This is a genomic window from Bosea sp. BIWAKO-01, from assembly GCF_001748145.1.
Classification (GTDB): Bacteria; Pseudomonadota; Alphaproteobacteria; order Rhizobiales; family Beijerinckiaceae; genus Allobosea.
Window position 1 is genome coordinate 3,077,673 of the sequence record NZ_BCQA01000001.1, and the last position, 25,642, is coordinate 3,103,314.

A 25,642-nucleotide genomic window follows, 5' to 3' on the forward strand; every position below is an offset into this window, starting at 1 on the left:
GGTTCCGTCGCGGGGTTCGCCAGTCGCGGCGGGACGCCACTCCGTCATGGCCGGGGCAAGCCCGGCCATGACGGTCGGCGGGTAAGCGCTTACGAGGACTTCTTCTTGCGGAGCGCGTCGACGAACTTGTTCAGTTCGATGATCGGGTCGTAGGCCTTGTTGTCGACCGCGACGAGCGGACCCTGCTTGCCTTCATAGATCTTGTCGAAGGCGACCTTGTCCTTGGTGGCGAGATTGAGGACGGCGTCGCGGATCGAGGCCTTGAGCGGCTCCGGCAGGTCGGAAAGATAGGCCATCGGCGAGTTCACGATCTGCTCGGACTTGTAGATGATCCGGAAATCGTCGGCCTTGACCATGTTCTTGCGGGCCATGCGCTGCAGGTTGGATTCCTGCTCGTCGTTCCACCAGTTGGCGGCGATGTCGACAGTGCCCTGGCCGAGCGCGATGACCGCGTTCTCGTGGCTGCCGGTATAGACGACCTTGCCGAAGAAGGTCTCGGGCTCGATCTTCATGCCGTCGAGCACGAAGCGCGGCACATTGTTGCCAGAGGTGGAATTGGGATCGACGAGGCCGAGATTCTTGCCCTTCAGGTCCTCGACCTTCTGATAGGGCGAGTCCTTCTTCACGTAGAAGACGGAGTGGTAGCCCTTGGTGCCGTCGAGATTGGTCTCGATCGCGAAGGCATCGACCTTGGCGCCGGTCATGCGGGCGCGAGCGAAGGAGGCGGGGCCGTACATGCCGATATGGATGTTGCCGGCGCGCTGGCCTTCGATGATCGCGGCATAGTCGTTGGCGATGCGCAGCGTCACCTTGGTGCCGAGTTCCTTCGCGAGATAGTTGACGAAGGGGGTGTAGCGCTCGACGACGCCAGACGCGTTCTCGGACGGGATGATGGCGAAGACCAGCTCCGGATATTTGGCCTTCCAGTCCTGCGCGAAGGCGGGAGCGGCGAGCGTCGCGGCCAGGCCGGCGGCGGCGAGCGTGAGGGTATGACGGCGGGTCAGCATGGTTTGCTCCTGTTGAAGGCTGTTGGTGGTCTTTTCAGGCGTAAGCGGTCCTGGCCGGGCTCAGGTCCGGCTCAGGCTGCGCTCTGCTTGGCGCGCTTGGCTTCGGCGATGGCGATGGCATCGAGGGCGTCCAGCGCCTCGGCGCCGGCATCCTTGGCCTCGATGCCGTAGAGTTCGGCCGCGATCTCGCGGGTGAGCGCCTGCGGCACGTCGTCGAACACGACCTTGCCGGCGGCCATGCCGATCAGCCGGTCGCAGTATTTCGCCGCGATATCGAGGTCATGCAGATTGCAGATCACGGTGATGCCGTCCTCGCGGTTGATGCGGAAGAGCGCATCCATCACGACCTGGGTGTTGCGCGGGTCGAGCGAGGCGATCGGCTCGTCGGCGAGAATGACCTTCGGCTCCTGGACCAGGGCGCGGGCGATCGCGACGCGCTGCTGCTGGCCGCCCGAGAGGGTCTCGGCGCGCTGGGCCAGCAGATGGCCCATGTCGAGGCGCTCGAGCGCGGCGATGGCGCGGATCTTGTCGTCCGGCGAGAAGCTCTTCACCAGCGTCAGGAAGGTCGAGCGGTGATTGAGCCGGCCGAGCAGGACATTGGTCAGCACGTCGAGGCGGCCGACGAGATTGAACTGCTGGAAGATCATCGCGGTGTCGCGACGCCAGGCGCGCAGTTCGGCACCCTTCAATGCGGTGACATCGCGCTCGTCGCTGATCAGACGGCCGGAGCTCGGCTCCGCCAAGCGGTTGATCATGCGCAGCAGGGTCGACTTGCCGGCGCCGGAGCGCCCGATGACGCCGACCATTTCGCCCTTCGGGATCGACAGCGAGACATTGTCCACGGCGGCTTTGCCGCTGAAGCGCTTGGTCAGGCCTTCGATACGCAGCATGAACGGTCTTCCCATCGAGGAGCAAGCATGGCGACATCCGGACATGGGCGAGGCGCAGTCCGGAGCTCATGCTCTCTTGCAGTGCGCAAACCGGTATCGGCGACAGATGACAGGGCCGTGACAGCAGGATCGGGGGCTGTGGGCGGGCGTCACGGAGGTTGTTGACTCGTCTGAGGCGGCGGAGTCATAAAGAACAAAATAGGAACATTTGGAGTGCCAAGACGTGAGCGATCATGCCGTCGCCGCGCTGCGGCGAAGCATTGCCGGTTTGGAAAGCGTCTCCGTCTCCCTGGGCGGGGAGGCGAGCTTCAGTCTTGGCCACGCGGCGGCCGATGCGGCGCTGGGGCCACTGCGCCGCCATGCCCTGCACGAGATCGTGGCGATGGCGCATCAGGCTCCGGCGGCGACGGGCTTCGTTGCAGGGTTGATCGCGCGGCTGGAGCGGCGGCCGGTCGTCTGGCTGCGGCAGGATTCCGCCGGCGCAGAGGGCGGAGAGCTCTATGCGCCGGGGCTTGCGGCGTTCGGGCTCGATCCAAACCGGGTGCTGGCGGTGCGGGGACGCGATCCGCTTGCCGTGCTGAAGGCGGCGGGCGACGCCTTTCCGCGCGGCAATGACCCGCGCTCGGGCATCGGCGCGGTGGTGATCGAGCTCGAGGGCGCGCCGGCCTGCCTCGATCTCACGGCCAGCCGGCGTCTCGTCCTGGCGGCGCGGGATGCCGGCGCGACGGCTTTTCTCCTGCGGCTGGGAAGCAGTCCTGCTCCAAGCGCGGCGACGATCCGCTGGTCGGTTTCGGCGGCGCCTTCGGAGGGGCGGATGAGAGCGCATGGGCCGGGCCGGCCGAGTTTTGCGGTCACGGTGCTGCGCAACCGACATGGGGCGACAGGGCAGTGGGTGATGGAGTGGGACAGTCATGCGTATAGCTTCCGCGAGCCGCTTCCTGTCGCTCTGGTTCCCGCGCCTGCCCATCGATCGGACCAGACGCAGCCAGGGCGCATCCGTTCGGGCACTATCGCAGAGGCCTGGCCCGCAGCCCGGCGGGCCAGCGGATGATCCTGGTCCTCTTGTTGTGGTGGGCAAGGCGAAGGGCGCCTTCCGGCTGACGAGCCTCGATGCCGAAGCCGAACGCCTCGGCCTTCATGCGACCATGGCGCTGGCCGATGCGCGGGCGATGATCCCGCGGCTGGTCGTGGTCGAGGAGGACAAAGCGGCCGATGCGGCGCTGCTTTGCGCCGTTGCCGACTGGTGCGACTGCTATACACCGCTGGTCGCGCTCGATGGCGAGGATGGATTGCTGCTCGATATCTCGGGCTGCACCCATCTCTTCGGCGGCGAAGCCGCGCTTGGTCGCGACTGCCTGCTTCGGCTGAAACGACAGGGCTTTACGCTGCGCGCCGCCATTGCGGGGACGGCGCGTACGGCCTGGGGCGTCGCGCGCTACGGGCGCGGCGGCATCGTGCCGCCGGGCGGGGAGAGCGAGGCCCTGTGGCCCTTGCCGACAGCGGCACTCGGACTGGAGGCGGCACGGCAGCACGGGCTCGCCCGCATGGGCCTCACCCATATCGCCGATCTGGAGACGCGACCACGCGCGCCGCTGGCCGCCCGTTTCGGCCGCGACCTGCTCGACAGACTCGACCAGGCGTTCGGCCGCCTGCCGCAGGCGCTGTCGCCACGGCGACCGCTGCCGGAATGCATGGCGGAGCGGCGTTTTGCCGAGCCGCTGGCGCATGAAGCCGGTATCCGCTCTGCCCTGACCGGTCTGGGGGAGAGTCTCGCCGGCATGCTGGAAGCGCGCGGCGAAGGCGCAAGACTGTTCGAGGCGAGCTTTTTCCGCAGTGACGGGGCCGTGCGCCGTCTCGGCATCGAGACCGGGATGCCGTTGCGCGATCCGGCTGCGGTCGACCGGCTCTTCGCCCTGAAGCTGGATGCCTTGGTGGATCCGCTCGATCCCGGCTTCGGTTTCGACCTGATCCGGCTCTCGGCCGGTGTGACCGAACCTTTCGCCGTCGATCAGGGAACGCTCGCTGCTAGTGGGAAGGAGGAGCCCGACGAAGCCGCCGCCGAGCGGGCATTGACGGAGGTCGCTGATGCGATCGCGGCCCGGATCGGCCCGGATCGCGTGCGGCGTTTCCTGGCGCAGGACAGCCATGATCCCGAGCGCGCGGCGCTGGCGGTGCCCGCCCTGCGTCATGGCGAGCTGGCACGGCTCGGGTTTTCCCCGGACTGGCCGGCGCCGAGCGCTGCCCCGGAACGACCCCTCCGGCTGCTGTCGCGGCCGGAGCCGATCGAGGTGCTGGCCGAGATCCCGGACGGGCCGCCGACGCGTTTCCGCTGGCGGCGCGTGCTGCATGAGGTCGCCAAGGCCGAGGGGCCGGAGCGGATCGCTGCCGAATGGTGGGCGACGACGGGCAGGATCGCGCCGACCCGAGACTATTTTCGCGTCGAAGAGCCAGGGGGAAGACGCTTCTGGCTTTATCGCGACGGACTCTATGGCCGCGAGGCCGCGCATCCACCCTGGTTCATGCACGGACTTTTCGCATGAGCGGGCTCAATGACAATCGCCTGGTAGCGGCTGCCTCGGGAGGACCAGCTGCGCGCTATGCCGAACTCGCGGTCACCTCCAACTTCTCCTTCCTGCGCGGGGCCTCGAGTCCGGAGGAACTGGTTGGGCGGGCGGCTGAACTCGACCTTGCCGGAATCGGACTCGCCGACCGCAATTCTCTGGCCGGCGTGGTGCGGGCCCATGCGGCGATGCGCGAGGCGGGTATCGCCGCCACTAAGCTGACATTCGCGGTCGGGGTCCGCCTCGTCCTGTCCGATGGCACGCCTGACCTGCTCGCCTATCCCCAGGATCGCGACGCCTATGGCAGGCTCTGCCGCCTGCTGACCCACGGCAAGATGAAGGTCGAGAAGAAGGGCGAATGCATCCTCACGCTCTCCGACCTGCGCGAATTCGCGGAAGGCCAGCTGCTGATCCTGATGCCGGAACGGCGGCCGGACAGCGAGATCGCTGCGGCTCTCGCGAGCGTTTCCGAGTTTGCGCGGGGTCGGCTCTGGCTGGGTATCGACATGCCGCATCGCGGCGACGACCGGCGCCGGGCCGATGTATTGGCGCTGCTCGCGGCCAGGGTGGGTGTGCCCTGTCTCGCCGTCAACGACGTGCTCTATCATGCGCCTGAGCGGCGGCCCTTGCAGGATGTCGTCAGCTGCATCCGCGAGCATGTCCCGATCGAGCGGGCCGGGCGCATGCTGGAGGCCCATGCCGAGCGCCATCTCAAATCGCCGCGCGAGATGGCCCATCAGTTCCGGCACGCGCCGGAGATGGTGGCGGAGACGGTGCGCTTCCTCGAACGCTGCCGGTTCTCGCTCGACCAGTTGCAATACGAGTATCCGGACGAACCGGTTCCTCCCGGGAGCACTCCGCAGGAGCATCTGGAGCGTCTCGCCTGGGGGGGGGCGCACAGGCGCTATCCCGAGGGTGTGCCGGGCAAGGTACGCGACCTGCTGCACAAGGAATTCGCACTGATCGCGAAGCTCGATTACGCGCGCTACTTCCTGACGGTCCACGACATCGTGCGCTTCGCCCGTGCACAGGAGCCGCCGATCCTGTGCCAGGGGCGGGGCTCGGCCGCGAATTCGGCGGTCTGCTACTGCCTCTGGGTCACGGCCGTCGACCCGATGGAGGGCAATTCGCTCCTCGCCCGTTTTCTCTCCGAACAGCGCAAGGAGCCGCCCGATATCGATGTCGACTTCGAGCATGAGCGGCGCGAGGAGGTGATGCAGTATATCTATGAGCGCTATGGCCGGCTGCGCGCCGGCATCTGCGCCACGGTGATCTGCTATCGGCCGCGCAGCGCCATTCGCGAGGTCGGCAAGGCGCTCGGCTTGAGCGAGGATGTCACGGCCGCGCTCGCCAACACGGTCTGGGGCAGCTGGGGCGAGGGCCTGCCGGAAAACCATGTCCGGCAGGCGGGGCTCGACCCCGCCAATCCGATGATCGCGCGCGCGGCCGCGCTGGCGACCGAGTTGATCGGCTTCCCCCGCCATCTCTCCCAGCATGTCGGTGGCTTCGTGCTGACGCGCGGGCGGCTCGACGAATGCGTGCCGATCGGCTGGGGCGGCATGAAGGACCGCAGCTTCATCGAATGGGACAAGGACGATATCGATGCGCTCCGGATGATGAAGGTCGATGTGCTCGCGCTCGGCATGCTGACCTGCATTAGGAAGGCCTTTGACCTGATCGCTCTGCACGGAGGCAAACACTGGGAGTTGGCGACGATCGAGCAGGATGATCCGCGCGTCTACGACATGCTCTGCCAGGCCGATGCGATCGGCGTCTTTCAGGTCGAGAGCCGGGCGCAGATGAACATGCTGCCGCGGCTGAAGCCCAGGAAATTCTACGATCTCGTCATCGAGGTCGCGATCGTCCGGCCGGGCCCGATCCAGGGCAATATGGTCCACCCTTATCTGCGGCGGCGGAAAAACCCGGATGAGGTCGTCTACCCCCGACCCGCGCCGGAACATGGGCCTCGAGACGAGCTGGAGCTGGTTCTGAAAAAGACGCTCGGTGTGCCGCTGTTCCAGGAGCAGGCGATGCGCATCGCCATCGAGGCGGCGAAGTTCACCGAGGATGAGGCCAATGGTTTGCGGCGTGCCATGGCGACCTTCCGCCATGTCGGCACGATCCAGAATTTCGAGGCGATGATGGTCGAGCGCATGGTCGCGCGCGGCTATGATCGCGCCTTCGCATCCGCCTGTTTCAACCAGATCAAGGGCTTTGGCGAATACGGCTTTCCGGAGAGCCACGCGGCCTCCTTCGCCCTGCTGGTCTATGCTTCGGCCTGGCTCAAGTGTCATCATGCCGCTGCCTTCACCGCGGCGCTTCTGAACTCGCAGCCCATGGGTTTCTATGCTCCTGCGCAGATCATCCGGGCGGCGCAGGACAACAAGGTCGAGATCCGGCCGGTCGACATCAATCTGAGCGATCACGACAACACGCTGGAGCGACGCGAGGACGGTGCACTCGCGATGCGGCTGGGGCTGCGCCAGATCGACGGGATCTCGAAGGCTTTTGGCCAGGCGCTCGTGACGGCGCGCGGGCAGGGTTATGACAGCGTCGAGGCCTTGGCGCGGCGCGCCAGGTTGCCCACGCGTGCCCTCGTCGCGCTGGCCGATGCCGATGCTTTCGGCTCACTCGGCCTCAGCCGGCGCGAGGCGCTCTGGGAGGTGCGCAGGCTCCCGGATGACAGCCCGCTGCCACTCTTTGCGGCGAGCGAGAGCGCCGAGCTCGCCCGGGAGCCCGATACCCTGTTGCCGCGCATGCGAGACTCGGAACAGGTCATCGCGGATTACCAGCATCTGCGCCTGTCGCTGAAGGGGCATCCGATGCAGTTCCTGCGCCCGCTTTTCGCACGTGAGCGGGCACTGAGCTGCGAGCAGGTGCTGGCTGCGGCGGACGGCACGCGCTGCCGGCTGGCGGGCATCATCACGGTGCGCCAGCGGCCGGGCAGCGCCAAAGGGGTGATGTTCATGACGCTGGAGGACGAGACCGGCATCGCCAATGCGGTGCTCTGGCCAAAGACCTTCGAGCGCTACCGCCGGCAGGCGATGGGCGCGCGCCTTGTCCTGCTCGCCGGCCGGCTGCAGCGCAGCCCGGAGGGGATCGTCCATCTCGTCGTCGACAGGATCGAGGATCGCTCGGAGGAACTGGCGCGGCTGGCCGACGGGCTGCTGCACCGCACCCTGGCGCGGGCCGACGAGGTGCAGCACCCGCAGTCCGACAGCCGCTTGCCGCCGCGCCAACATACGCACCCGCGCAATGTCAGGGTGCTGCCGCGCTCTCGCGACTTCCACTAAAGGCTTAATTTGGCCACAGGGCCCCGAAATCTGCCGCCAGCAGCCCGTTCCGGGCTTGTTTCGCGTCTTGGTTCCGGTCTTGCATGCGAAAAGCCGGCCGGTTCACAAAACCGTTGCGGCCGTCATGAAACCACACTTACGGATTTGTAATTTGAACTGCATCGTCCAGTCCCATAGGGCTTGCGACGATACCGGAGCACCCTGACCTATGAAGCGGCTTGTCCTTGTCCTCCTGATCGCTGGCGTCGCTGGCGGCGGCTATTACGGCTACCGCAGCTTCAAGGCTGGCGCGCAGCCTGCGCAGGCGCGCGCGGTGACGAACCCGCAGGCCGCCGGTGTACCGGTCGAAGTCAGCCGGGTCGAGGCCGTGACCGTCAACGAAGAGGTCCAGGCGCTGGGCACGCTGACCGCGAATGAAACAGTGGTCATCGCTCCCGAGATCGCCGGCCGGGTCGTGGCACTGGGGTTCAAGGAAGGCGAGCGCGTCACCAAGGGCCAGGAACTGGTCAAGCTCGACCGGGCGATCCTCGACGCCGAGGTGAAACTGGCCGAGGCGGATCTGCGGCTGGCGCGGGATACCTATGAGCGCAACCGCGCGCTAGTCGACCGTGGCTCGGGCACGCAGGTCGCGCTCGAACAGGCGACGGCGCAACTGGCCTCCAGCGAAGCTCGCCTGCAGCTCGCGACCTCGCGCCGCGCTCTGACCGCCATAAACGCGCCCTTCACCGGGGTTGTCGGCCTGCGCTCGGTCAGCGTCGGGGACTATGTCTCGGTCGGCAAGGAGCTGATCACGCTCACCGCAACCGACCCGATGAAGGTCGATTTCCGGGTCCCCGAGATTTACCTGACACGGGTCAAGGTCGGGCAGATCATCCAGCTCAAGGTCGATGCGCTGCCCGACACCGGCTTCACCGGCACGATCTTCGCGATCGATCCGATCGTCGATGTGAACGGCCGCGCGATCCGACTGCGCGCCACCATCCCGAACGGCGACGGCGTCCTGAAGCCCGGCCTGTTCGCGCGGATCAACATCATCGTCGACCAGCGCGAGAACGCGCTCGTCGTGCCGGAGACGGCCGTAGTCCCCGATGGCACCGGCAAGATGATCTTCGTGGTTGAGAACGGCAAGGCGAAGCGCATGCCGGTCGAGCTCGGCAAGCGCCTTCCGGGCAAGGTCGAGATCGTGAAGGGGCTGACCCCGACCATGCAGATCGTCACGGCCGGCCAGATGCGCCTGCGTGACGGCTCGGCCGTTGCGGTCAAGAATGCTCCGGCGCCGGTGCAGACGAGCGACGCACGATGAGCCTGTTTGCGCTCTTCGTCCGCCGGCCGGTTCTCTCGACCGTCCTCAGCCTGCTCGTCATCCTCATCGGCATCGTGTCCTATGGCCGGCTGACGGTGCGGGAATACCCGAACATCGACGAGCCGATCGTCTCGGTGAACACGACCTATCGCGGCGCCAGCGCCGAGATCATCGAATCGCAGGTCACGCAGATCCTGGAGAACTCGATCGCGGGCATCGAGGGCATCGAGATCATCACCTCGAACAGCCGTCAGGAGCGCAGCAGCATCTCTGTGCGCTTCCGTCCGGACGTGGATCCGGATGTCGCGGCCTCCGATGTGCGCGACCGCGTCAGCCGCGTGCGTGGACGCATGCCGGACGAGATCGACGAGCCGATCATCGCCAAGGTCGAGGCCGACGCCCAGCCGGTGATGTATCTGTCGCTGACCAGCACGCGGCACAGCCCGCTGGAGCTGACCGACTTCGCCGACCGCTTCATCGCCGACCGGGTGCAGAACATCACCGGCGTGGCCGAAGTGCGCATTCTCGGCCAGCGGCAATATGCGATGCGCATCTGGCTCGATCGGGCCCGCATGGCCGCCTACAATATCACCGTGCAGGAAATCGAGGCGGCGCTGCGGGCGCAGAACGTCGAGATCCCGTCCGGCCGCATCGAGAGCAACGACCGTGAGTTCACGGTGCTGTCGCAAACCAGCCTGACCACGCCCGAGCAATTCCAGCAGATCGTGATCAAGGATGTCAGCGCATTTCCGGTGAAGCTGAGCGATGTTGCGAAGGTCGAGCTCGGGGCGCGCGAGGAGCGTAACGCCGCCTGGTTCGCCGGCCGCCCTTCGGTGACGATCGGCATCGTCAAGCAGGCGACGGCCAATCCGCTCGATGTCTCCTCCGGTGTGCGTGCGGCGCTGCCGGAGATCACCGATGACCTGCCGGACGGCATGGCGATCGCGACCTCCTACGACACCTCGATTTTCATCGATCGCTCGATCCAGGCGGTGTACACCACGATCGGCGAGGCGGTTGTCCTGGTCGTGCTGATCATCTTCGTCTTCCTGCGCTCGCTGCGCGCGACGTTGATCCCGCTGGTCACGATCCCGGTTTCGCTGATCGGCTCCTTCGCGCTGATGTATGCGCTCGGCTTCACCGTCAACACGTTGACGTTGCTCTCGATGGTGCTCGCCATCGGGCTTGTCGTCGACGATGCCATCGTCGTGCTGGAGAACGTGCACCGCCATGTCGAGAACGGCATGGAACCAAGCAAGGCGGCGATCCGCGGCATCAACGAGATCGCCTTCGCGGTCGTCGCGATGACGCTGACGCTGGTAGCGGTCTACGCGCCGATGGCGTTCTCGACCGGGCGCACCGGAAAGCTCTTCATCGAGTTCGCCCTGACGCTGGCAGGTGCAGTGCTCGTCTCCGGCTTCGTCGCGCTGACGCTGACGCCGATGATGTGCGCCAAACTCCTGAAGCCGCACGAGTCGCATGGCTGGCTCTACAACGTGCTGGAGCGCGGTTTCGATGCGCTTTCCAGCGGTTATCGCCGTTCGCTGCGTGGGGCGCTTTCGATGCGCCCGGTCATCGTGCTGCTGGCGCTCTGCGTTGCCGGCGGCAGCTATTACTTCTTCACGAACCTCCGCTCCGAGCTGGCTCCGGTGGAGGACCGTGGCACGATCAATGCCATCGGCGTCTCCCCTGAGGGCGCAACGCTGAGCTTCACGGCGAGCTATGCGCGGCAGGTTGAGGAGTATTTCAAGAATCTTCCGGAGGTCGAGAGCTATCTCGTCATCACCGGCTTCCCCGACGTGACGCGCGCCATCGCATTCGCGCGGCTGAAGCCCTGGGAAGAGCGCCACCGCAAGCAGCAGGATCTCGTTGCCGAGATCAATCGCGGGCTGTCGCAGATTCCGGGCATCCGCCTCTTCGCGGTGAATCCGCCCTCGCTTGGCGGCGGCGGAGCCAACAGCAAGCCAATCGAGTTCGTGCTGCGCTCCTCGGATTCCTATGCCGAGATCAAGAACTATGTCGATGCGGTCATTGCAGAGGCGTCCGCCTCGCCGGTGCTGACCAATCTCGAATCCAACCTCATCCTGGACAAGCCGCAGATCAAGGTTTCGATCGACCGGCAGCGCGCCAGCGATCTTGGCGTCGGTGTCGATATCATCGGCCGGACAATGGAGACCTTGCTCGGCGGACGGCAGGTGACGCGCTTCAACATGAACGGCGAGCAATATGATGTGATGCTGCAGGTCGCCGGGGAGGATCGCAACACGCCTCAGGCGCTGCAGTCGATCTATCTGCGTGGTCGCAACGGCACGGTGGTGCAGCTCTCCAGCCTTGTCAGCATCGAGGAGAACGTCGCGCCCAAGGAGTTGATTCGCTTCAACCAGCTGCGCTCCGCGACGATCACTGCGGTGCCGGCGCCGGGCTATTCGCTCGGCGATGGACTGGCCGTCCTGGAGCAGGCGGCCGCCAAGGTGCTGCCGAAGTCGGTGCAGATCGACTATTCCGGCCAGAGCCGCGAGTTCAAGCAGGCTGGCTCCTCGATCGCGATCGTGTTCCTCCTGGCGCTCGGCTTCATCTATCTGGTGCTGGCGGCGCAGTTCGAGAGCTTCATCGACCCCGTCGTGATCATGGTCTCGGTGCCGCTCTCGATCACGGGTGCGCTGGCGGCTTTGTATTTCAGCGGAGGCACACTCAACGTCTACAGCCAGATCGGCCTGATCACGCTCGTCGGCCTGATCACCAAGCACGGCATCCTCATCCTCGAGTTCACCAACCAGTTGCGCGAGGAGGGCAAGGAACTCGTCGATGCGCTGGTCGAGGCCGCGGAACTGCGCCTGCGGCCGATCCTGATGACGACGGGCGCGATGGTGCTTGGTGCGGTGCCGCTGGCGCTCGCCCATGGCGCCGGCGCCGAAAGCCGCTCTCAGATCGGCTGGGTCATCGTCGGTGGCATGACGTTCGGCACTCTGTTGACGCTCTATGTGGTGCCGGTCGCCTATAGCTATCTGGCGCGGGCGCATCGGCCCGTGCATGGCGAGGACGCGGCGCATGGCCCGACACAGGTCCAGCCCGCGGAGTGAACTCTGCGGAAAAGCGATCCAGGCCGCATCGCCGGCGCCTGGATCGCTCCGTTCGCACTTGATGCCTTGCGCTACTGCAGCCTGACCGAGACGCTCTCGCTCGCGCCTGCGCCGTCGATCACCGAAATCCGGACAAAGCCCTTGCCGCCGGGCTGCCAGGCGGTCTCGCGGCGACGGGTCGGCGCGGTCACCGGCGCGCCGTCGACCAGCCAAGTATAGGGCGGGGCGCCGCCGGCGGCCTTGAGATTGAGCAGCGCGTGCCCGTCGACGACCGACGCCGCGAGATCGATGCGCGCGCCTTCCGGCGGGAAGGCCAGCGTGAGGCCAGGACGGGTAAGGGCGGTCAGCGTCTTGGGCACGTCCTGCCGGAGATGGCGCAGCGGCGGCGGCAGGTTCGATGTCGAGGATATGATGGCGTTCGGCGGCTGCAGGAATGGCCGCGGATCATGGCCGAGGCGGGCAAAGGCATCGAACAGGATCGGTGCCGCGACGACGCGCCCGACGAGCCCCGGCACGGCCCCGTTATCGGCGCGACCGACCCAGACGCCGATCGTGTGCTTGCGGTCGAAGCCGACGGCCCAGGCGTCGCGATAGCCATAGGATGTGCCGGTCTTGTAGGCGATACGCCCCGGTGCGGCATTGAGCGGCGGCGGAGCGCCGAGCAAGGTGTCGGCGACATACCAGGCTGCAACGGGATCGACGAGGCGAGGCGCCTCTCCGGCCGGCTGATCGCCGGCCTTGATCTTGAGCGGCAGCATCTCGCCGCCGCGGGCGAGGCCGACATAGAGCCGCGTCAGGTCGGACAGGGTGATGCCGAGACCGCCGAGGCCGACGGCTAAGCCCGGCGCACCTCCCTCCTTCGGCATGGCGATCGCGACGCCGGAATCGCGCAGTCGCGAGAGGAAGCGTTGCGGGCCGAGTGACGAGAGCAATTCCACGGTCGGGACGTTCAGCGAAAGCTGCAAGGCCTTGCGCGCGCTGACCATGCCCTGGAAGCCGAGATCGAAATTCTCCGGCACATAGAGCCCGTAACGCGCCGGCCGATCCTCCAGCATGGTCTCGGGATGGGCGAGGCCGTTATCGAAGGCGAGCGCATAGATGAATGGCTTGAGGGCCGAACCCGGTGAGCGCAGGGCGCGGGTGAGATCGAGCGATCCGGCACGCTCGGCTGCAAAATAATCGACGCCGCCGACCGAGGCACGGATCTCACCGGTCTCGTTGTCGACGGCGAGAACGGCAATCGAGACTTGCGGGGCGAGGCCGAGGCTGCGTTCGCGGGCAAGCTGTTCGAGATTGGCCTGCAGCCTTGCATCGATGGTCAGGTGGTGGCGGCGAACGGTCTGTGCCTCGGCCACTGCCTGTTCGGCGACATGCGGCGCCAGATTGGGAAAGGCCCTTCGTGCGGTCGGAACCGGCTCATCACGTGCGGCTGCGACCTCGGACTGCGTCACGAGGCCTGCTGCCTCGATGCGGGCGAGCACCCTGTCACGCGCCTTGCGGGCGGTCTCCGCGAAGCGGTCGGGCCGGCGTTGTTCCGGTGCTTGTGGCAGCGCGACGAGCAGAGCGGCTTCGGCTGTGGAAAGACGTTTCGGCTCGCGGCCGAAATAGGCAAGACTCGCCGCACGCAGGCCTTCGAGGTTGCCGCCGAAGGGTGCGAGCGCCAGGTAGAGATCGAGGATCTGGTCCTTGCTAAAGCGGCGTTCCAGCTCAATCGCGCGCACGGCCTGGCGCAGCTTGGCGGCAAGCGAACGCTCCTCGCGCGGTTCGAGCAGGCGCGCGACCTGCATGGTCAGTGTCGAGCCGCCGGAGACGACGCGGCCACTGACCAGCATCTGCCCGGCGGCACGCAGCATCGCGACCGGGTCGATTCCGGAATGGCTGTCGAAGCGCCTGTCCTCAAAAGCCTTCAGCATCGCGAGATAGCGCGGATCGACGTCCTCGACGCCGACCGGGAGCTTCCAGCGACCGTCAGCGGTGAGGAAGGGGCGCAGCAGCTTGCCGTCGCGATCCAGCACCACGGTCGAGCGGTCATGCGCGGCCGAGACATCGAGTGGGGGCAGAGTGGAGGCGTAGTAGACGATGGAGCCGGCAGCCAAACCCGCGAGCGCAAGCCCGAGCGCCGTTGCCAAGGCAACGGGCTTCAGCCAGCGACGTCGACCCCTCCCGCCCCGCGAAGGGGAGGGAGGTGGGCTGCCGCCTTGCTCGTCCTGCCTGATCACGAGCCTTCGCGTCCCTATCTCGCCGAGGTGATGTCGACCGTGCCGAAGGCGGTACGGCCGAAGCGGTCGGGGCGGTACATGTCCTCGATGGCGGCTGCGGGCGCGACATAGCGGCCAGGCGAGACGGCGCGCACGATATAGGCGACCGTGAAGGAAAGGGGCTGGTTCGAGGAGCCTGGCCGTTCGAAGGCTGCGACATAGCGATCGTCACGCGCTTCGGTGTGGACTGGCGTAACCTCCTGCTTCAGCCAGCTCAGGCCCTGCGTCGAGGCCCCCTCGGTGAGATTGGCATTCTCGATCTCGAGCCCGGCCGGCAGAGGATCGACCAGCAGCAGCCGCCCGTAGCGAACCGAGGGTTCGGTCACTCCCAGGACGACGACATAGCGCTCGTTCTGGCGCAGACGCGCCGGATCGGCCTTCTCGCCCTTCATGGTGTAGTAGCTCCGCTCCAGGGCGAAGCCCTGGTTCAGGGCGGGCTCGGCCGTGGTCGGAATGCCGGCAACGGTGATCACCGCCTGCGCAGAGGCGGCGCCGGGATTGGCGATGACAAGCGGCTTGGCTTCCAGCGCTTGGTCCGAGAGCGTGCGGTAGAAGGCGCCCTTGCGCTCGGCGCCGTCGACGGTCAGCGCCATGCCCTCGGCCTCCTTGGCCATGGCCTGTGCCGCCAGCACCATCCACATGTTCTCCTGGGTCGAGGTGTAGCGGGCGGAGCCACGGGCGCTCTCCACGATCGAGGAGGCGCGCGCGATGTCGGCGCGCTCACCATTGGTTTCGGCGATCAGGGTCAGGACCGCGGTGCCGTCGCGCAGGCGCGAGCCGTAATCGGGCCGCGACAGGCCGTCGTCACGCGCCTCCTGGAGGCCAGCAAGCGCGCTGGTGAAGGCGGCGCGACCGCGGCCACGATCGCCGAGCAGCGAGAGCGCCGCTCCAATCTGCGCGCGTGCCAACGGCGAGGCGAACTCGCCGAGCTTGTTGTCAGCGAGATAGCGCAGGTCGCCCATCACCGGCCGGCCGTTACGGGCGAGCACATAGAGCGCGTAGGCGATGCCGGTGGCTTCTTCCTTGTTGATCTCGCTGGTGTTGACGACCTGATTGCGCAACCGGTCGAGCGCGAGATTGAAGGCGATCTGGGGGACGTTGAACTGGCGCTCGCGGGCGCGGGTCAGGAAGTCCGTGACGAAGGAGTCGAGCCAGAGGTCTTCGCCGCCGACGCCCCAGAGCCCGAATGAGCCATTGCCGCCCTGACGGGCGAGCACGCGCTCGATCGCGCCGTTGACGCGTTCGTCGGCATTGGCATCGAGCGCGAGCTGCTCAAGACTGGCCAGCCGGTTGACATGCAGCAGCGGCAGGGCGCGGCTGACGGTCTGCTCGGTACAGCCATAGGGATAGCGGTCGAGCGCCTTCAGGATCGCCGGCACGTCGAGCGCGGCCAGCGGCGAGACCGCGACCGAGACCTGGCCCGAGCGCGGCACGAGATCGGCGAGCAGATCAGATGACACGGTGATCGAGCCGCCATTGCCGGGGATGGGCCGGACGATGCGGCGCGCGATCGTGTTGGCCGAAGGTTGCACGCGCACGGCGAGGTTCTGCACGGTGCCGACGCCATTCGGGCCGCTGATCCGGACGTCGAACTCGGCGCGGCCAAGCCCTGCCGCGGTGACCGGGATCGTCATCTGGCTCTTGGCGCCTGCGGCGAGGGTCAAGGTGCGTCGGGTTGCGTCAGCCGCAACGAGAACCGGGCCCTTCACGTCGAGATCGACGAGATAGGGGCCCGCAGGTCCCTCGACATTGTCGATCTGGAGATGGAAACGCGACTGGTCGCCGATCGCAAGGAAGCGCGGCAGCGTCGCCTGGGCGATGATCTGGTCGCGCACGATGACGTCGGTGCTGGCCTGGCCGGTGCGGCCTTGCGACCAGGCGACAGCCATGATGCGGACCGAGCCGTTGAAGGCGGGCAGTTCGAAATCGATCTTCGCGGTGCCGTCCTGACCGAGCTTGACCACCCCGGAATAGCGCGCAAGCGGCTCCTGCGTCGGCGCCTCCCCCTGCAATGCGGGCGCCGCGTCACCGCCGGAGCGGATGGTGCCGCGCACACCCTGCATGCCGTCGATCAGATAGCCGTACAGGTCACGAAGTTCGTGGCCGATCTGGCGCTGACCGAAGAAGTACTTGCTGGCATCGGGGCTTTCGAAGCGGGTGAGGTTGAGGATGCCGATGTCGACCGCAGCCACGGTGACGAACGCCTCTTCGCCGGCACGCGCCCCGGTCACTTTGACCGGCAGGGAGAGCGTCGAGAGCGGGCGCACCAGATTGGGTGCGCCAAGGTCGACCTGGAGCGTGCGCTGTTCCTTGCCGATCGAGAACCAGGACAGGCCGATGGCGCGGCCGGGCAGGCGCTGCGCAGCGGTGTCCATCGGGCGGTGGGCCAGGGCGACGAGATAGGCGCTGGCTCCCCATTCCGCCTTGACCGGGATGGAGGCTGTGCTGCCGCCGGGCACGATGTCGATCGTCTGGATCTCGTTCAGCTTGTCGCCGACGACGGCGAGCGTAGCCTTGCCTGCGAAGCGCGGCGAGAGCCTGATCTGCATGGTCTCGCCAATCGCATAGGACGGCTTGTCGAGTGCGACCTCCAGCACATCGGGCGTGTCGGCCGTCTTGTCGCTCTCATAGCCGACAGTGAAGGAGACGCTGGTCTCGGTCGCGTCGGAGCCATCGGAGGCGACGTCGAGCCGGTAATTGCCCCATTGGACGGGTGCAGCGATGCGGGCTGCGGCCGTCTCGCTGACGGCGACCTCGCCATCGGCGGCGCGGCGGGTCGTCTTCACGCCCTCATAGTTCCAGCGACCATCCTGGAAGAACCACTGATAGTTGCGATTGACCTTGGACAGAGTCCATTTCACGCCCGGTTTGGCGAGCCGGCGCCCGTCGCCATTGGCCATGATGACGTCGAAACTCGCCGTCTGGCCGTTGCCGAGTTCACCGTCCCTGAACAGCGGCTTCACGCCGATGGCGGCGCCCTTCGGCACGATCGGCAAGGTGACGGAGCGCGCGATGGCGCGGCCACCCGGCTCGCCGACGCGCAAGGTGATCTCGACCTCGAGCGGACGATTGGTCTCAGGCTGCTGCACGCCGGCCGAGATCGTCGCCTTGCCTGCGGCGTCGGTGGTGGCGCTCTCCTCCAGGTCGCTCTGGATTGACTCGAAGGCCTCGTCGGTGAGCCCGACCTGAAACTCGGCAAAGCCGGGGATGGCGGATTTCGCGGCGGCGCGGATCGTGGTCGAGCCGTTGACGTCGAGTTCGGAGCCCGGCGCGCCGTAGAGATAGCGCGCATTCACATCGATCTCGGCCGGTTCCCCCGCCTGGAGGACGGGGGATTTCGGCGCGAGCGTCAGCTCGAGGCGCTCGGGCACATAATCCTCGACGAGGAAGGAAACCTCGCCGATGGCTGAGCCCTTCGGGTCGGCATAGGCCTGGACGCGCCAGGTGCCGGTCTGTGCGCCGGAGATCAGCGGGATGGAATGCGCCCGCCCGCCGGCGCCCTGATCCTCGACCTGGCGGCGGCGGTACTCGACGCCGTCCGGTCGCTTCACCACCAGCGTCAACGGCAGGCCGGTGACGGCGGCGCCGGCGGAATCACGCAGCAGGCTGGTGAGATAGACGGTCTCGCCGGAGCGATAGACGCCGCGCTCGGTATAGAGATAGGCGTCGAGGCCGGCCGGGGCGACGCGACCCTTCACGCCGCGATCCGAGAGATCGAAGGCGGTCTGCTTCAGGTCGAGGAAGCCATAATCCTCGCCGAGCAGGGCGGTGACGAGGCCCGGCGCATTGCCGCCCTGGCCCTTGGCGAGGCCGGCATCGAAGCGGGCATAGCCCTTGGCATCGGTGCGAGCGGTGGCGAGAACCTCGTTGTTGCGGGCGATGAGGCGCAGTTCTGCATTCGGGATCGGCGCAGCGTCGGCGAGCGAGCGCGCCAGCACATGCACGCCGTCGGGGCCGGAGAAGGACGTCAGGCCGAGATCGGAGACGACGAACCATTGCGTCGCGCGGGTCGAGCCGTCGTCATAATCGCCGTCGCCGGAGGGCTGCGCGGCCTGTCCGCCCGTCGGCTTGGCAAACATCACATAGACGCCGGACTTGAGCTGCCCGACGGCCTCCAGCACCGGGAAGGCGGTGATCACATCCTTGTTGAGCTCGGACTTGACGTCCATCGCGCCGGCCCAGACGCGCTGGCCCTTGTCGGACGCGATCTGGCCGGCGTTGTAGCTGCCGAGCTGGCTGAGGAAATCATCGGAGTGGACGGAGTTGATCAGATTGCGGTCGCCGATGCGCATGACCTCGAGATCGAGCTTGTCGGCGTTGACGGAGACGACCGGGATGCCCTGCTGACCAGTGCGCGGCAGCACATAGTTCTTGCCGGTGAAGCGTACCGATGGCGTGCGGTCGCGGACATAGACCTCGTAATCGGCGGATTTCAGCAGCTTCTCATCGGGAAGTGCGGAAGGCACGCCCTGGCGAATGACGAACGCGTAGCGTTCGCCGTGGCGCAGGCCGTCGACGCAGATCTGGCGCTCCTCGGCGCTGACGGCGAAATCGCCCTTGCCGCCGGAAATCGCGACATAGGGCGCGAAATCGACACGCCCGCGGGCGAGCGGCTCGGAGAATTCGAAGCAGGCGCGCGGGCTCGCAGCATCGGCATCGACCTTGTTGGAGAGCAGGCGGAAGCCACGCTTCTCGCGCAGGCTTTCATAGGCCGTGCGCAGCTGGCCATTGTCCTGAAGATCGAGGCTGAGCCGATAGGTGGTCAGCGCCGGGCGCCAGAGTTCGTTGCGCTCGAAGGTACGGGCGAGCACCGCGAGCGAGGCTGCTTCGTCGGGACGAGAGGTCGCGCGCTGATAGGCGAGGTAGGCGGCACTGATCGCGCGTTCGCGGAGTTCCCAGCGTTCACGAAAGTCACGGGGCTCGATGGCATTGGCGGCCCGCGCCATAAGGCGCCATCCCGCGGAATTCTGGGGATCGGCGACGACGGCGGCATTGGCCTGAGGCAGCGCGGCGCGGGCATCACCGCGCGAGAGCGCGGCCTCGCCGTCGCGCAGGGCGGCCGCAGCCGGGCGCGTGCTGGCCGAGACGTCCCGCTTCAGGCGTTCTTCGAGCCGTTGCCCGTCTGCCTGGAGATCGTTGCGGATATAGGCCTTCTGAGCGAGCGCCGGGGTGGCGGCGAGGGCAAGACCGAGAATCAGCGCGAGCCGGGAGAGCAAGGTCATGATCAGTCCCTTCGGCCGGTCCGGCCCGTCGTCGTCGATGCCGCGCCACTGTGAGGCTGGCGCGGTATGACCAAAGGCTAGCATCCGTGCTCGGCAGTGCAACGTGAAAGCTGGCGGGACCGTCTTGCAGCAACGACGAAACCGGCCGCGCATCTGATGCCTGAGGCTCTGAACCGGTGCGCATGACGGGCCTCCTTGAAAGCACGTCTCCTGCGCCTCAATTGCTGCGGATGCGTCTTGCCGAGGCTGATCTCGGCACGATCTCCCTCGACCGTAGCAAGCCTGAACGGACATGTGCATGACACAGCCTCTCGAACTGGGACTGGACACGTTTGGCGACGTCACCGCGGGGGCGGACGGTCAGCCGCTGCCGCATGCAGAGGTCATTCGCAACCTGATCGACGAGGCTGTGCTGGCCGATCAGGTCGGGGTCGATTTCTTCGGTATCGGCGAGCATCACCGGTCCGATTTCGCCATTTCCTCGCCGGAGGTCGTGCTTGCGGCGATTGCCGGGCGCACAGAGCGGATTCGCCTCGGCTCAGCCGTCACGGTGCTGAGCTCGGACGATCCGATCCGGGTGTTCCAGCGCTTCTCGACGCTCAACGCGGCGTCGGGCGGACGGGCGGAGGTCATTCTCGGCCGGGGCTCCTTCACCGAGTCCTTCCCGCTGTTCGGGTATGAGCTGCGCGATTACGAGACCCTGTTCGAGGAGAAGCTCGATCTCTTCGCGGCGCTGATCAGCCAGGATGCGGTGACCTGGTCGGGCACGACGCGGCCGCCTCTCAAGAACCAGAGCGTCTTTCCCACGCTGGAAACCGGAGTGCTGAAGACCTGGATCGGGGTTGGCGGGAGCCCTGAATCCGTCGTTCGCGCGGCCCGCTACGGCCTGCCGCTGATGCTCGCGATCATTGGCGGCGATCCGAAGCGCTTCCGGCCCTATGTCGATCTCTATCACCGCGCCTTTGCGCAACTGGGGAAGCCGGTGCCGCCGGTCGGGGTGCATTCGCCGGGCTATGTCGCGGAAACGGACGAGCAGGCGCGCGAGGAGTTCTTCACGGACTACAAGCGGATGCGCGACCGGATCGGAGGCGAGCGTGGCTGGCCGCCGATGAACCGCGCCGAGTTCGATCAGGAGATCGATTTCGGCTCGCTCTATGTCGGGTCGCCGGAGACGGTCGCGCGCAAGATCGCTGCGACGGTCAAGGCGCTCGATGCGGTGCGCTTCCAGATGAAATACAGCGCCGGGCCGCTCGGCCATGACAGGATGATGCGCTGCATCGAGCTCTATGGACGCCGTGTCATGCCACTGGTCCGCGAAATGCTCACCTGACGAGACCAGTTGCGGATGCGCCGGCAATGACGCTTCAATGCTGCTGACTGCAGGGGAGCGCGTGATGGCGACGGGGTTGAGGTCTTCGCTTGGGACAAGGGGGCTGCTCGTCGCTGCCGGGCTGCTGTTCTTGCCGGCGCTCGCGCAGGCTCAGCCGCAAGCTGCGGCGAATCCGCAGCTTGCGGTGGCGCAGTCTGCCTTCGACGCCCTGCCCGATGCCGAACGCAGGGCGATCCAGAACGACCTGATCTGGGCAGGGCATTTCAACGGCGCGGTCAGCGGTTCCTACGGGCCTTTGACCTTTCGTGGCATCAACGCGCTGAAGGCCGGTTCGCACGGCGCACCGGACGGAATCCTGACGCCCGTCGAGCGTCGGGCCCTGGCGCAGGCGGCGGGGGCCGCGCGCGAGGCGGCGGGCTTTCGCGTCATCACGGACGAACGCACCGGCATACGCATCGGCATTCCGACCAAGCTGCTGCCGCGCCGCGAGGCGACAGCGACCGGAGGTGGCCGCTGGCAGAGCGAGGACGGAAGGGTGACGCTCGATACGAGCAGCGCACCGGCAGGCGACACGCTGGAGGCGCTCTTCGAGAAGGCTACGAGCACAGCCGTTCCCGGCCGTAAGATAACCTACAAGCTGCTGCGGCCGGATTTCTTCGTGGTCACCGGCGAGACACCCACGGGCCGGTTCTACCGACGCCTGTCGGCAGGACCGGCTGGCCTTCGCGGTTTCTCGATGGGCTACGACAAGGCTCTGGCGCCAAGCGTCGACAAGCTCGTCATCGCCATTGCCAGCAGCTTCGAACCCTTTCCGACCGGGCCTGCGCCTGCGACGGCGGGTCCTGCTGTCGCGAGCGCGTCGACGCCGGGCGCGGCACCTGCGGTCGTGGTCGCGGCAAGGCCGACGGAGCGGTTTGGCGTCGGCCTCGCTGTTTCGGACAAACTCGTCCTGACGGCGTCAGCGGCGATCGACACCTGCAAATCGCTCAAGGTTTCCGGCCGGGCGGCGCGGCTGCGCATCAGGGATGATGCGAGCGGCCTTGCCTTGCTGGATGTCGACGGCGCCGCGGCCGGGGCTCCGCCAGGCCTTCGGAGTGAGGCGCTGGGGGCGCAGGAGAGCATCGTGCTGTTGGCCTTCAGCGATTCCGGCGGGCAGCGCACGGCGATGGCCCTGCCTGGACAATCCGTGCGTCTCGGCCCGGGCGAGGCCGTGTTCGCGCCGCTTCAACCCGGTCAAGCCGGCAGCCCGGTCTTCGATCGCCAGGGTCGCCTTGCCGGACTGGTGACGGCCAACCCGTCGGACAAGGTGCTGATTGCCGGCGTCGCGCCGCAACGCGCCTACGCGGTTGCCGGCGCGGCTGCCATGCAGGCGGTGCTGGGCAAGGCAGGCGTGACGCTTCAGGCGGTGCCGTCCGGGCCGGAGATCAGCACCGGCGCGGTTGTCGAGAAGGTCGGAAAGGTCGCATTGCCCGTTGCATGCGGAGTGTGAATCGACCTTCAAAGAGCAGTTGTTTCCGTTACGACAATCGGCTCAGATAGCGTTGGACTGACAAGGGAGCCCCGCACCCGCGGAGAAGCATCCCGGAACTAAATCGATTAAGCGGAGGGAACGCTGGAATGACCGACAGCATCAGCAGACGTAAGCTTTTGAAGGGCGCGGCAGCCGCAGGTGCGGCAGGCCTGATCGTCAAGCCGGCCATCGCACAGGCGCAATGGCCCAGTCGCCCCCTGACGATGATCTGCCCATGGGGCGCAGGCGGCGGCACGGACGCGACGGCGCGCATCGTCGCCTCACTTCTGGAGAAGGATCTCGGCCAACCCTGCAATGTCGTCAACCGCACCGGCGGTTCGGGTGTCGTCGGTCATTCGGCGATCGCGACGGCAGCTCCCGACGGCTACAATATCGGCATGCTGACGGTCGAGATCTCGATGATGCATCATCAGGGGCTCACCGATCTCACGCCGGCAAGCTACACTGCGCTCGCCCTGATGAACGAGGATCCGCCAGGCGTGCAGGTCAGCGCCTCGAGCCCGCACAAGGACATCAAGGCTCTCGCCGAGGCCATCAAGGCCGCGCCTCCCGGCAAGCTCAAGGCTTCGGGCACCGGCCAGGGCGGCATCTGGCATCTTGCGCTGGTCGGCTGGCTGGTCGCGATGGGCCTGAAGCCCGATCATGTCGCCTGGGTCCCGTCGAACGGTGCGGCGCCGGGCATGCAGGACCTCGCGGCCGGCGGCATCGACATCGTCACCTGCTCGGTGCCGGAAGCCCGGGCCATGATCGATGCCGGCAAGGCGAAATCGCTGGCCATCATGTCGACCGAGCGCAATCCGCAGTTCAAGGACGTCCCGACGCTGAACGAGACGCTCGGCATCAACTACTCCGTCGGCGCCTGGCGCGGCATCGGCGCGCCCAAGGGCCTGCCGGCCGATATCCAGGGCAAGCTCGCCGCCGCCCTGAAGAAGGCCTTCGACTCCAAGGAGTACAAGGACTTCATGAACGCCCGGGGCTTCGGCATGAAGTTCGCCGATCCGGCGGGCTTCGCCTCGTTCATGGCCGAAGGCGACAAGGCGATGGCGTCCGCGATGAAGGCGGCGGGCCTGGCCAAGGCCTGATCTGCCGGTGCGAGATGCCGGAGTTGCTACGCAGCAGCTCCGGCTTTCGCAGTCCCGATTTCCTTTCTCGTCGAGAATTCGTTGTGACGCCACTTGCTGATCGCGTGTCGGGCTCCGCCATCGCCTTTCTGGGAGCCTGCGCATTCTTCTATGGGTCGAAACTGCCCCCGGTTCCCGGGCAGCAGGTCGGTCCCTCCGCCTTTCCCATGGTGGTCGGCACCGGGCTTGCTGTGTGCGGGGCGCTGATCGTGTTTGGTGTCGGGCGCCATTTCGAGGATGTGGCGGAGGCGGATGTGGCCAGCCATTCCGCGCCTGAAGATCTGATTCAGCCGCCGGCCTGGCGGGCATGGCTCGCCCTGCTGCCGCCGGCTCTGCTGATGTTCTACGCGCTGTTCTCCGAGACGCTCGGCTTCCTGCCGACCGCGGCAATCATGGTCGTGATCATGTCGACGGCTTTCGGCGCGAAACCGAAGCTCTCGATCCCGCTCGCGCTGATCGCGCCCTTCGTCATCAACCTGATCTTCCTGAAGCTGCTGCGGGTGCCCTTGCCCGATGGCCTGCTGCCATTTCCGTGGTGAGCCGATGAACACGATCATTCAGGCTTTCGGGCTTGTCTTTGCGCCGGACGTTCTCATCGCGATCTTCGCATCGGCAGTTTACGGGCTGGTCGTCGGCTCCTTGCCCGGCCTTTCCGCGACAATGGCCACGGCGCTGCTGGTGCCCGTGACCTTCTATCTCTCGCCGATCGCCGCGATCGCGACGATCATCACCGCCTCGGCGATGGCAATCTTCTCAGGCGACATTCCAGGCTGCCTGCTGCGCATCCCCGGAACGCCGGCGTCCGCCGCCTACACGGATGAAGCCTATGCGATGACGCGCAAGGGGCAGGCGGAGACGGCGCTCGGCATCTGCCTGTGGTTCTCCGCGCTCGGCGGCATCGCGGGCACGCTCTCGCTGATGGTGCTTGCGCCTATCCTGGCCGAGTTCGCGCTGTCGTTCTCGACCTACGAAAATTTCTGGCTCGCGATGCTCGGCCTGATGTGCGCGACGCTGGTCGCGCGCTCCTCGCCGATCAAGGCAATCGCGGCGATGCTGCTCGGGCTGCTGATCACCTGTATCGGCATCGACAATCCAGGCGGCGTCGCGCGCTTCACCTTCGGCTCGACGGATCTTCTCGGGGGCATCGAGCCGATTCCAGCGCTTGTCGGTGTCTTCGCGCTGGCGGAGGTCATGCGCGCCCTCAGCGAGCGCGAACCGCCGAAGCTCGAGCATCGGCGTCTGGGCAGCATCCTGAAGGGCCAGATCGCGCTGACCAAGGAATATCCGAAGCAGCAGACGCGCGGGAACATCGTCGGCATCATCATCGGCGTTCTGCCGGGGGCTGGTGCCGACATGGCGGCCTGGGTCAGCTACGCGATGTCGAAGCGCTTTTCCAAGACTCCCGAGAAGTTCGGAACGGGGCATCCCGAAGGGTTGATCGAGGCCGGCGCGAGCAACAATGCGAGCCTGGCTTCGGGCTGGGTGCCGGCGCTGCTCTTCGGTATTCCCGGGGACACGATCACGGCGATTGCGATCGGCGTGCTCTACATGAAGGGGCTCAACCCCGGCCCGACCCTGTTCACCGAACAGGCTTCGAGCATGTACGCGCTCTACATCATCTTCCTGCTCGGCAACATCATCATGATTCCGCTGGGGATCGTCATGATCCGGCTAGCGAGCCGCGTCGTCGGCGCTCCGCGCTCGGCAGTGATGCCGGTGATCATGATCTTCTGCGCGGTCGGCGCTTTCGCCACAGCCGGCAACAACCTGTTTGCGGTCTGGTGCGTCGCGATCTTCGGCCTGATCGGCTTCGTGATGGAGAAAAACGGCTATCCGGTTGCAGCCCTGGTGCTGGGCATCGTCATGGGGACGATGGTCGAGCAGAGTTTCGTGACCTCGCTGATCAAGTCGGATGGCAGCATCCTGCCCTTCTTCAATCGCCCGGTCTCGATCGTGCTCTCCTCTATGACCATTGCCGCCCTGCTCTGGCCGGTGCTGATGTGGTCGATGGAAAAGCTGCGGACGAGGCGAGCCGTCGCCGCGTAG

14 protein-coding genes are annotated in these 25,642 nt (G+C 66.6%); 10 read left to right on the top strand and 4 right to left on the bottom strand.

Annotation, left to right across the window (positions count from 1 at the left end; all coding sequences use genetic code 11):
• Positions 1-89 precede the first annotated feature (89 nt).
• Both phnD and phnC read right to left on the bottom strand, forming a co-directional pair.
• Positions 90-1,007 carry a phosphonate ABC transporter substrate-binding protein gene (gene phnD, locus BIWAKO_RS14230; RefSeq protein WP_069879218.1) on the bottom strand — a complete coding sequence of 306 codons (918 nt, stop codon included), beginning with the start codon at positions 1,005-1,007 and terminating at the stop codon, positions 90-92.
• A gap of 71 nt (positions 1,008-1,078) precedes the next feature.
• Positions 1,079-1,897: a phosphonate ABC transporter ATP-binding protein gene (phnC, locus tag BIWAKO_RS14235; protein ID WP_084651385.1), complete on the bottom strand. Its 819-nt coding sequence runs from the start codon at positions 1,895-1,897 to the stop codon at positions 1,079-1,081.
• Between the two features lie 223 nt (positions 1,898-2,120).
• Between phnC and BIWAKO_RS36640 the strand changes: the two genes are divergently transcribed.
• The 5 genes from BIWAKO_RS36640 to BIWAKO_RS14260 all read left to right on the top strand — a co-directional run bounded on the left by BIWAKO_RS36640 (position 2,121) and on the right by BIWAKO_RS14260 (position 12,134).
• Positions 2,121-2,948 carry an ImuA family protein gene (locus BIWAKO_RS36640; protein WP_069879220.1) on the top strand — a complete coding sequence of 276 codons (828 nt, stop codon included), beginning with the start codon at positions 2,121-2,123 and terminating at the stop codon, positions 2,946-2,948.
• Between the two features lie 19 nt (positions 2,949-2,967).
• Entirely contained in the window at positions 2,968-4,437 is a 1,470-nt protein-coding gene (locus tag BIWAKO_RS14245; RefSeq protein WP_069879221.1) for a Y-family DNA polymerase, read from the top strand.
• On the top strand, positions 4,434-7,751 hold the full coding sequence (locus BIWAKO_RS14250; RefSeq protein WP_069879222.1) for an error-prone DNA polymerase: 3,318 nt from the start codon (positions 4,434-4,436) through the stop codon (positions 7,749-7,751). Before BIWAKO_RS14245 ends, BIWAKO_RS14250 begins: the two co-directional genes overlap by 4 nt.
• A 208-nt stretch (positions 7,752-7,959) precedes the next feature.
• Positions 7,960-9,054: an efflux RND transporter periplasmic adaptor subunit gene (locus tag BIWAKO_RS14255; protein WP_069879223.1), complete on the top strand. Its 1,095-nt coding sequence runs from the start codon at positions 7,960-7,962 to the stop codon at positions 9,052-9,054.
• The gene (locus BIWAKO_RS14260; RefSeq protein ID WP_069879224.1) at positions 9,051-12,134 is read left to right on the top strand and encodes an efflux RND transporter permease subunit; all 3,084 of its coding nucleotides are present in this window, start codon (positions 9,051-9,053) and stop codon (positions 12,132-12,134) included. The genes BIWAKO_RS14255 and BIWAKO_RS14260 overlap by 4 nt, the downstream gene beginning before the upstream one ends.
• A gap of 71 nt (positions 12,135-12,205) precedes the next feature.
• Here the strand turns inward: BIWAKO_RS14260 and pbpC are convergent, their stop codons facing one another.
• Together pbpC and BIWAKO_RS14270 are read right to left on the bottom strand one after the other, a co-directional pair.
• Positions 12,206-14,263, bottom strand: a complete 2,058-nt coding sequence (gene pbpC / locus BIWAKO_RS14265; protein WP_244523445.1) for a penicillin-binding protein 1C — start codon at positions 14,261-14,263, stop codon at positions 12,206-12,208.
• Between the two features lie 104 nt (positions 14,264-14,367).
• Positions 14,368-19,698, bottom strand: coding sequence for an alpha-2-macroglobulin (locus BIWAKO_RS14270; protein ID WP_244523446.1), 5,331 nt, complete (start codon positions 19,696-19,698; stop codon positions 14,368-14,370).
• Between the two features lie 214 nt (positions 19,699-19,912).
• Between BIWAKO_RS14270 and BIWAKO_RS14275 the strand changes: the two genes are divergently transcribed.
• From BIWAKO_RS14275 to BIWAKO_RS14295, 5 genes are all read left to right on the top strand, one after another.
• A complete protein-coding gene (locus BIWAKO_RS14275) occupies positions 19,913-20,944 on the top strand; it encodes an LLM class flavin-dependent oxidoreductase (RefSeq protein ID WP_069882486.1) in 1,032 nt (343 codons plus the stop codon).
• A gap of 37 nt (positions 20,945-20,981) precedes the next feature.
• On the top strand, positions 20,982-22,433 hold the full coding sequence (locus BIWAKO_RS14280; RefSeq protein WP_084651389.1) for a trypsin-like peptidase domain-containing protein: 1,452 nt from the start codon (positions 20,982-20,984) through the stop codon (positions 22,431-22,433).
• Between the two features lie 128 nt (positions 22,434-22,561).
• The gene (locus BIWAKO_RS14285) at positions 22,562-23,557 is read left to right on the top strand and encodes a tripartite tricarboxylate transporter substrate binding protein (protein ID WP_069879225.1); all 996 of its coding nucleotides are present in this window, start codon (positions 22,562-22,564) and stop codon (positions 23,555-23,557) included.
• Positions 23,558-23,640: 83 nt separating this feature from the next.
• Positions 23,641-24,135 (top strand): tripartite tricarboxylate transporter TctB family protein, encoded by a 495-nt coding sequence (locus BIWAKO_RS14290; protein ID WP_069879226.1) that lies wholly within the window; start codon positions 23,641-23,643, stop codon positions 24,133-24,135.
• A 4-nt stretch (positions 24,136-24,139) separates the two neighbouring features.
• Positions 24,140-25,642, top strand: coding sequence for a tripartite tricarboxylate transporter permease (locus BIWAKO_RS14295; protein ID WP_069879227.1), 1,503 nt, complete (start codon positions 24,140-24,142; stop codon positions 25,640-25,642).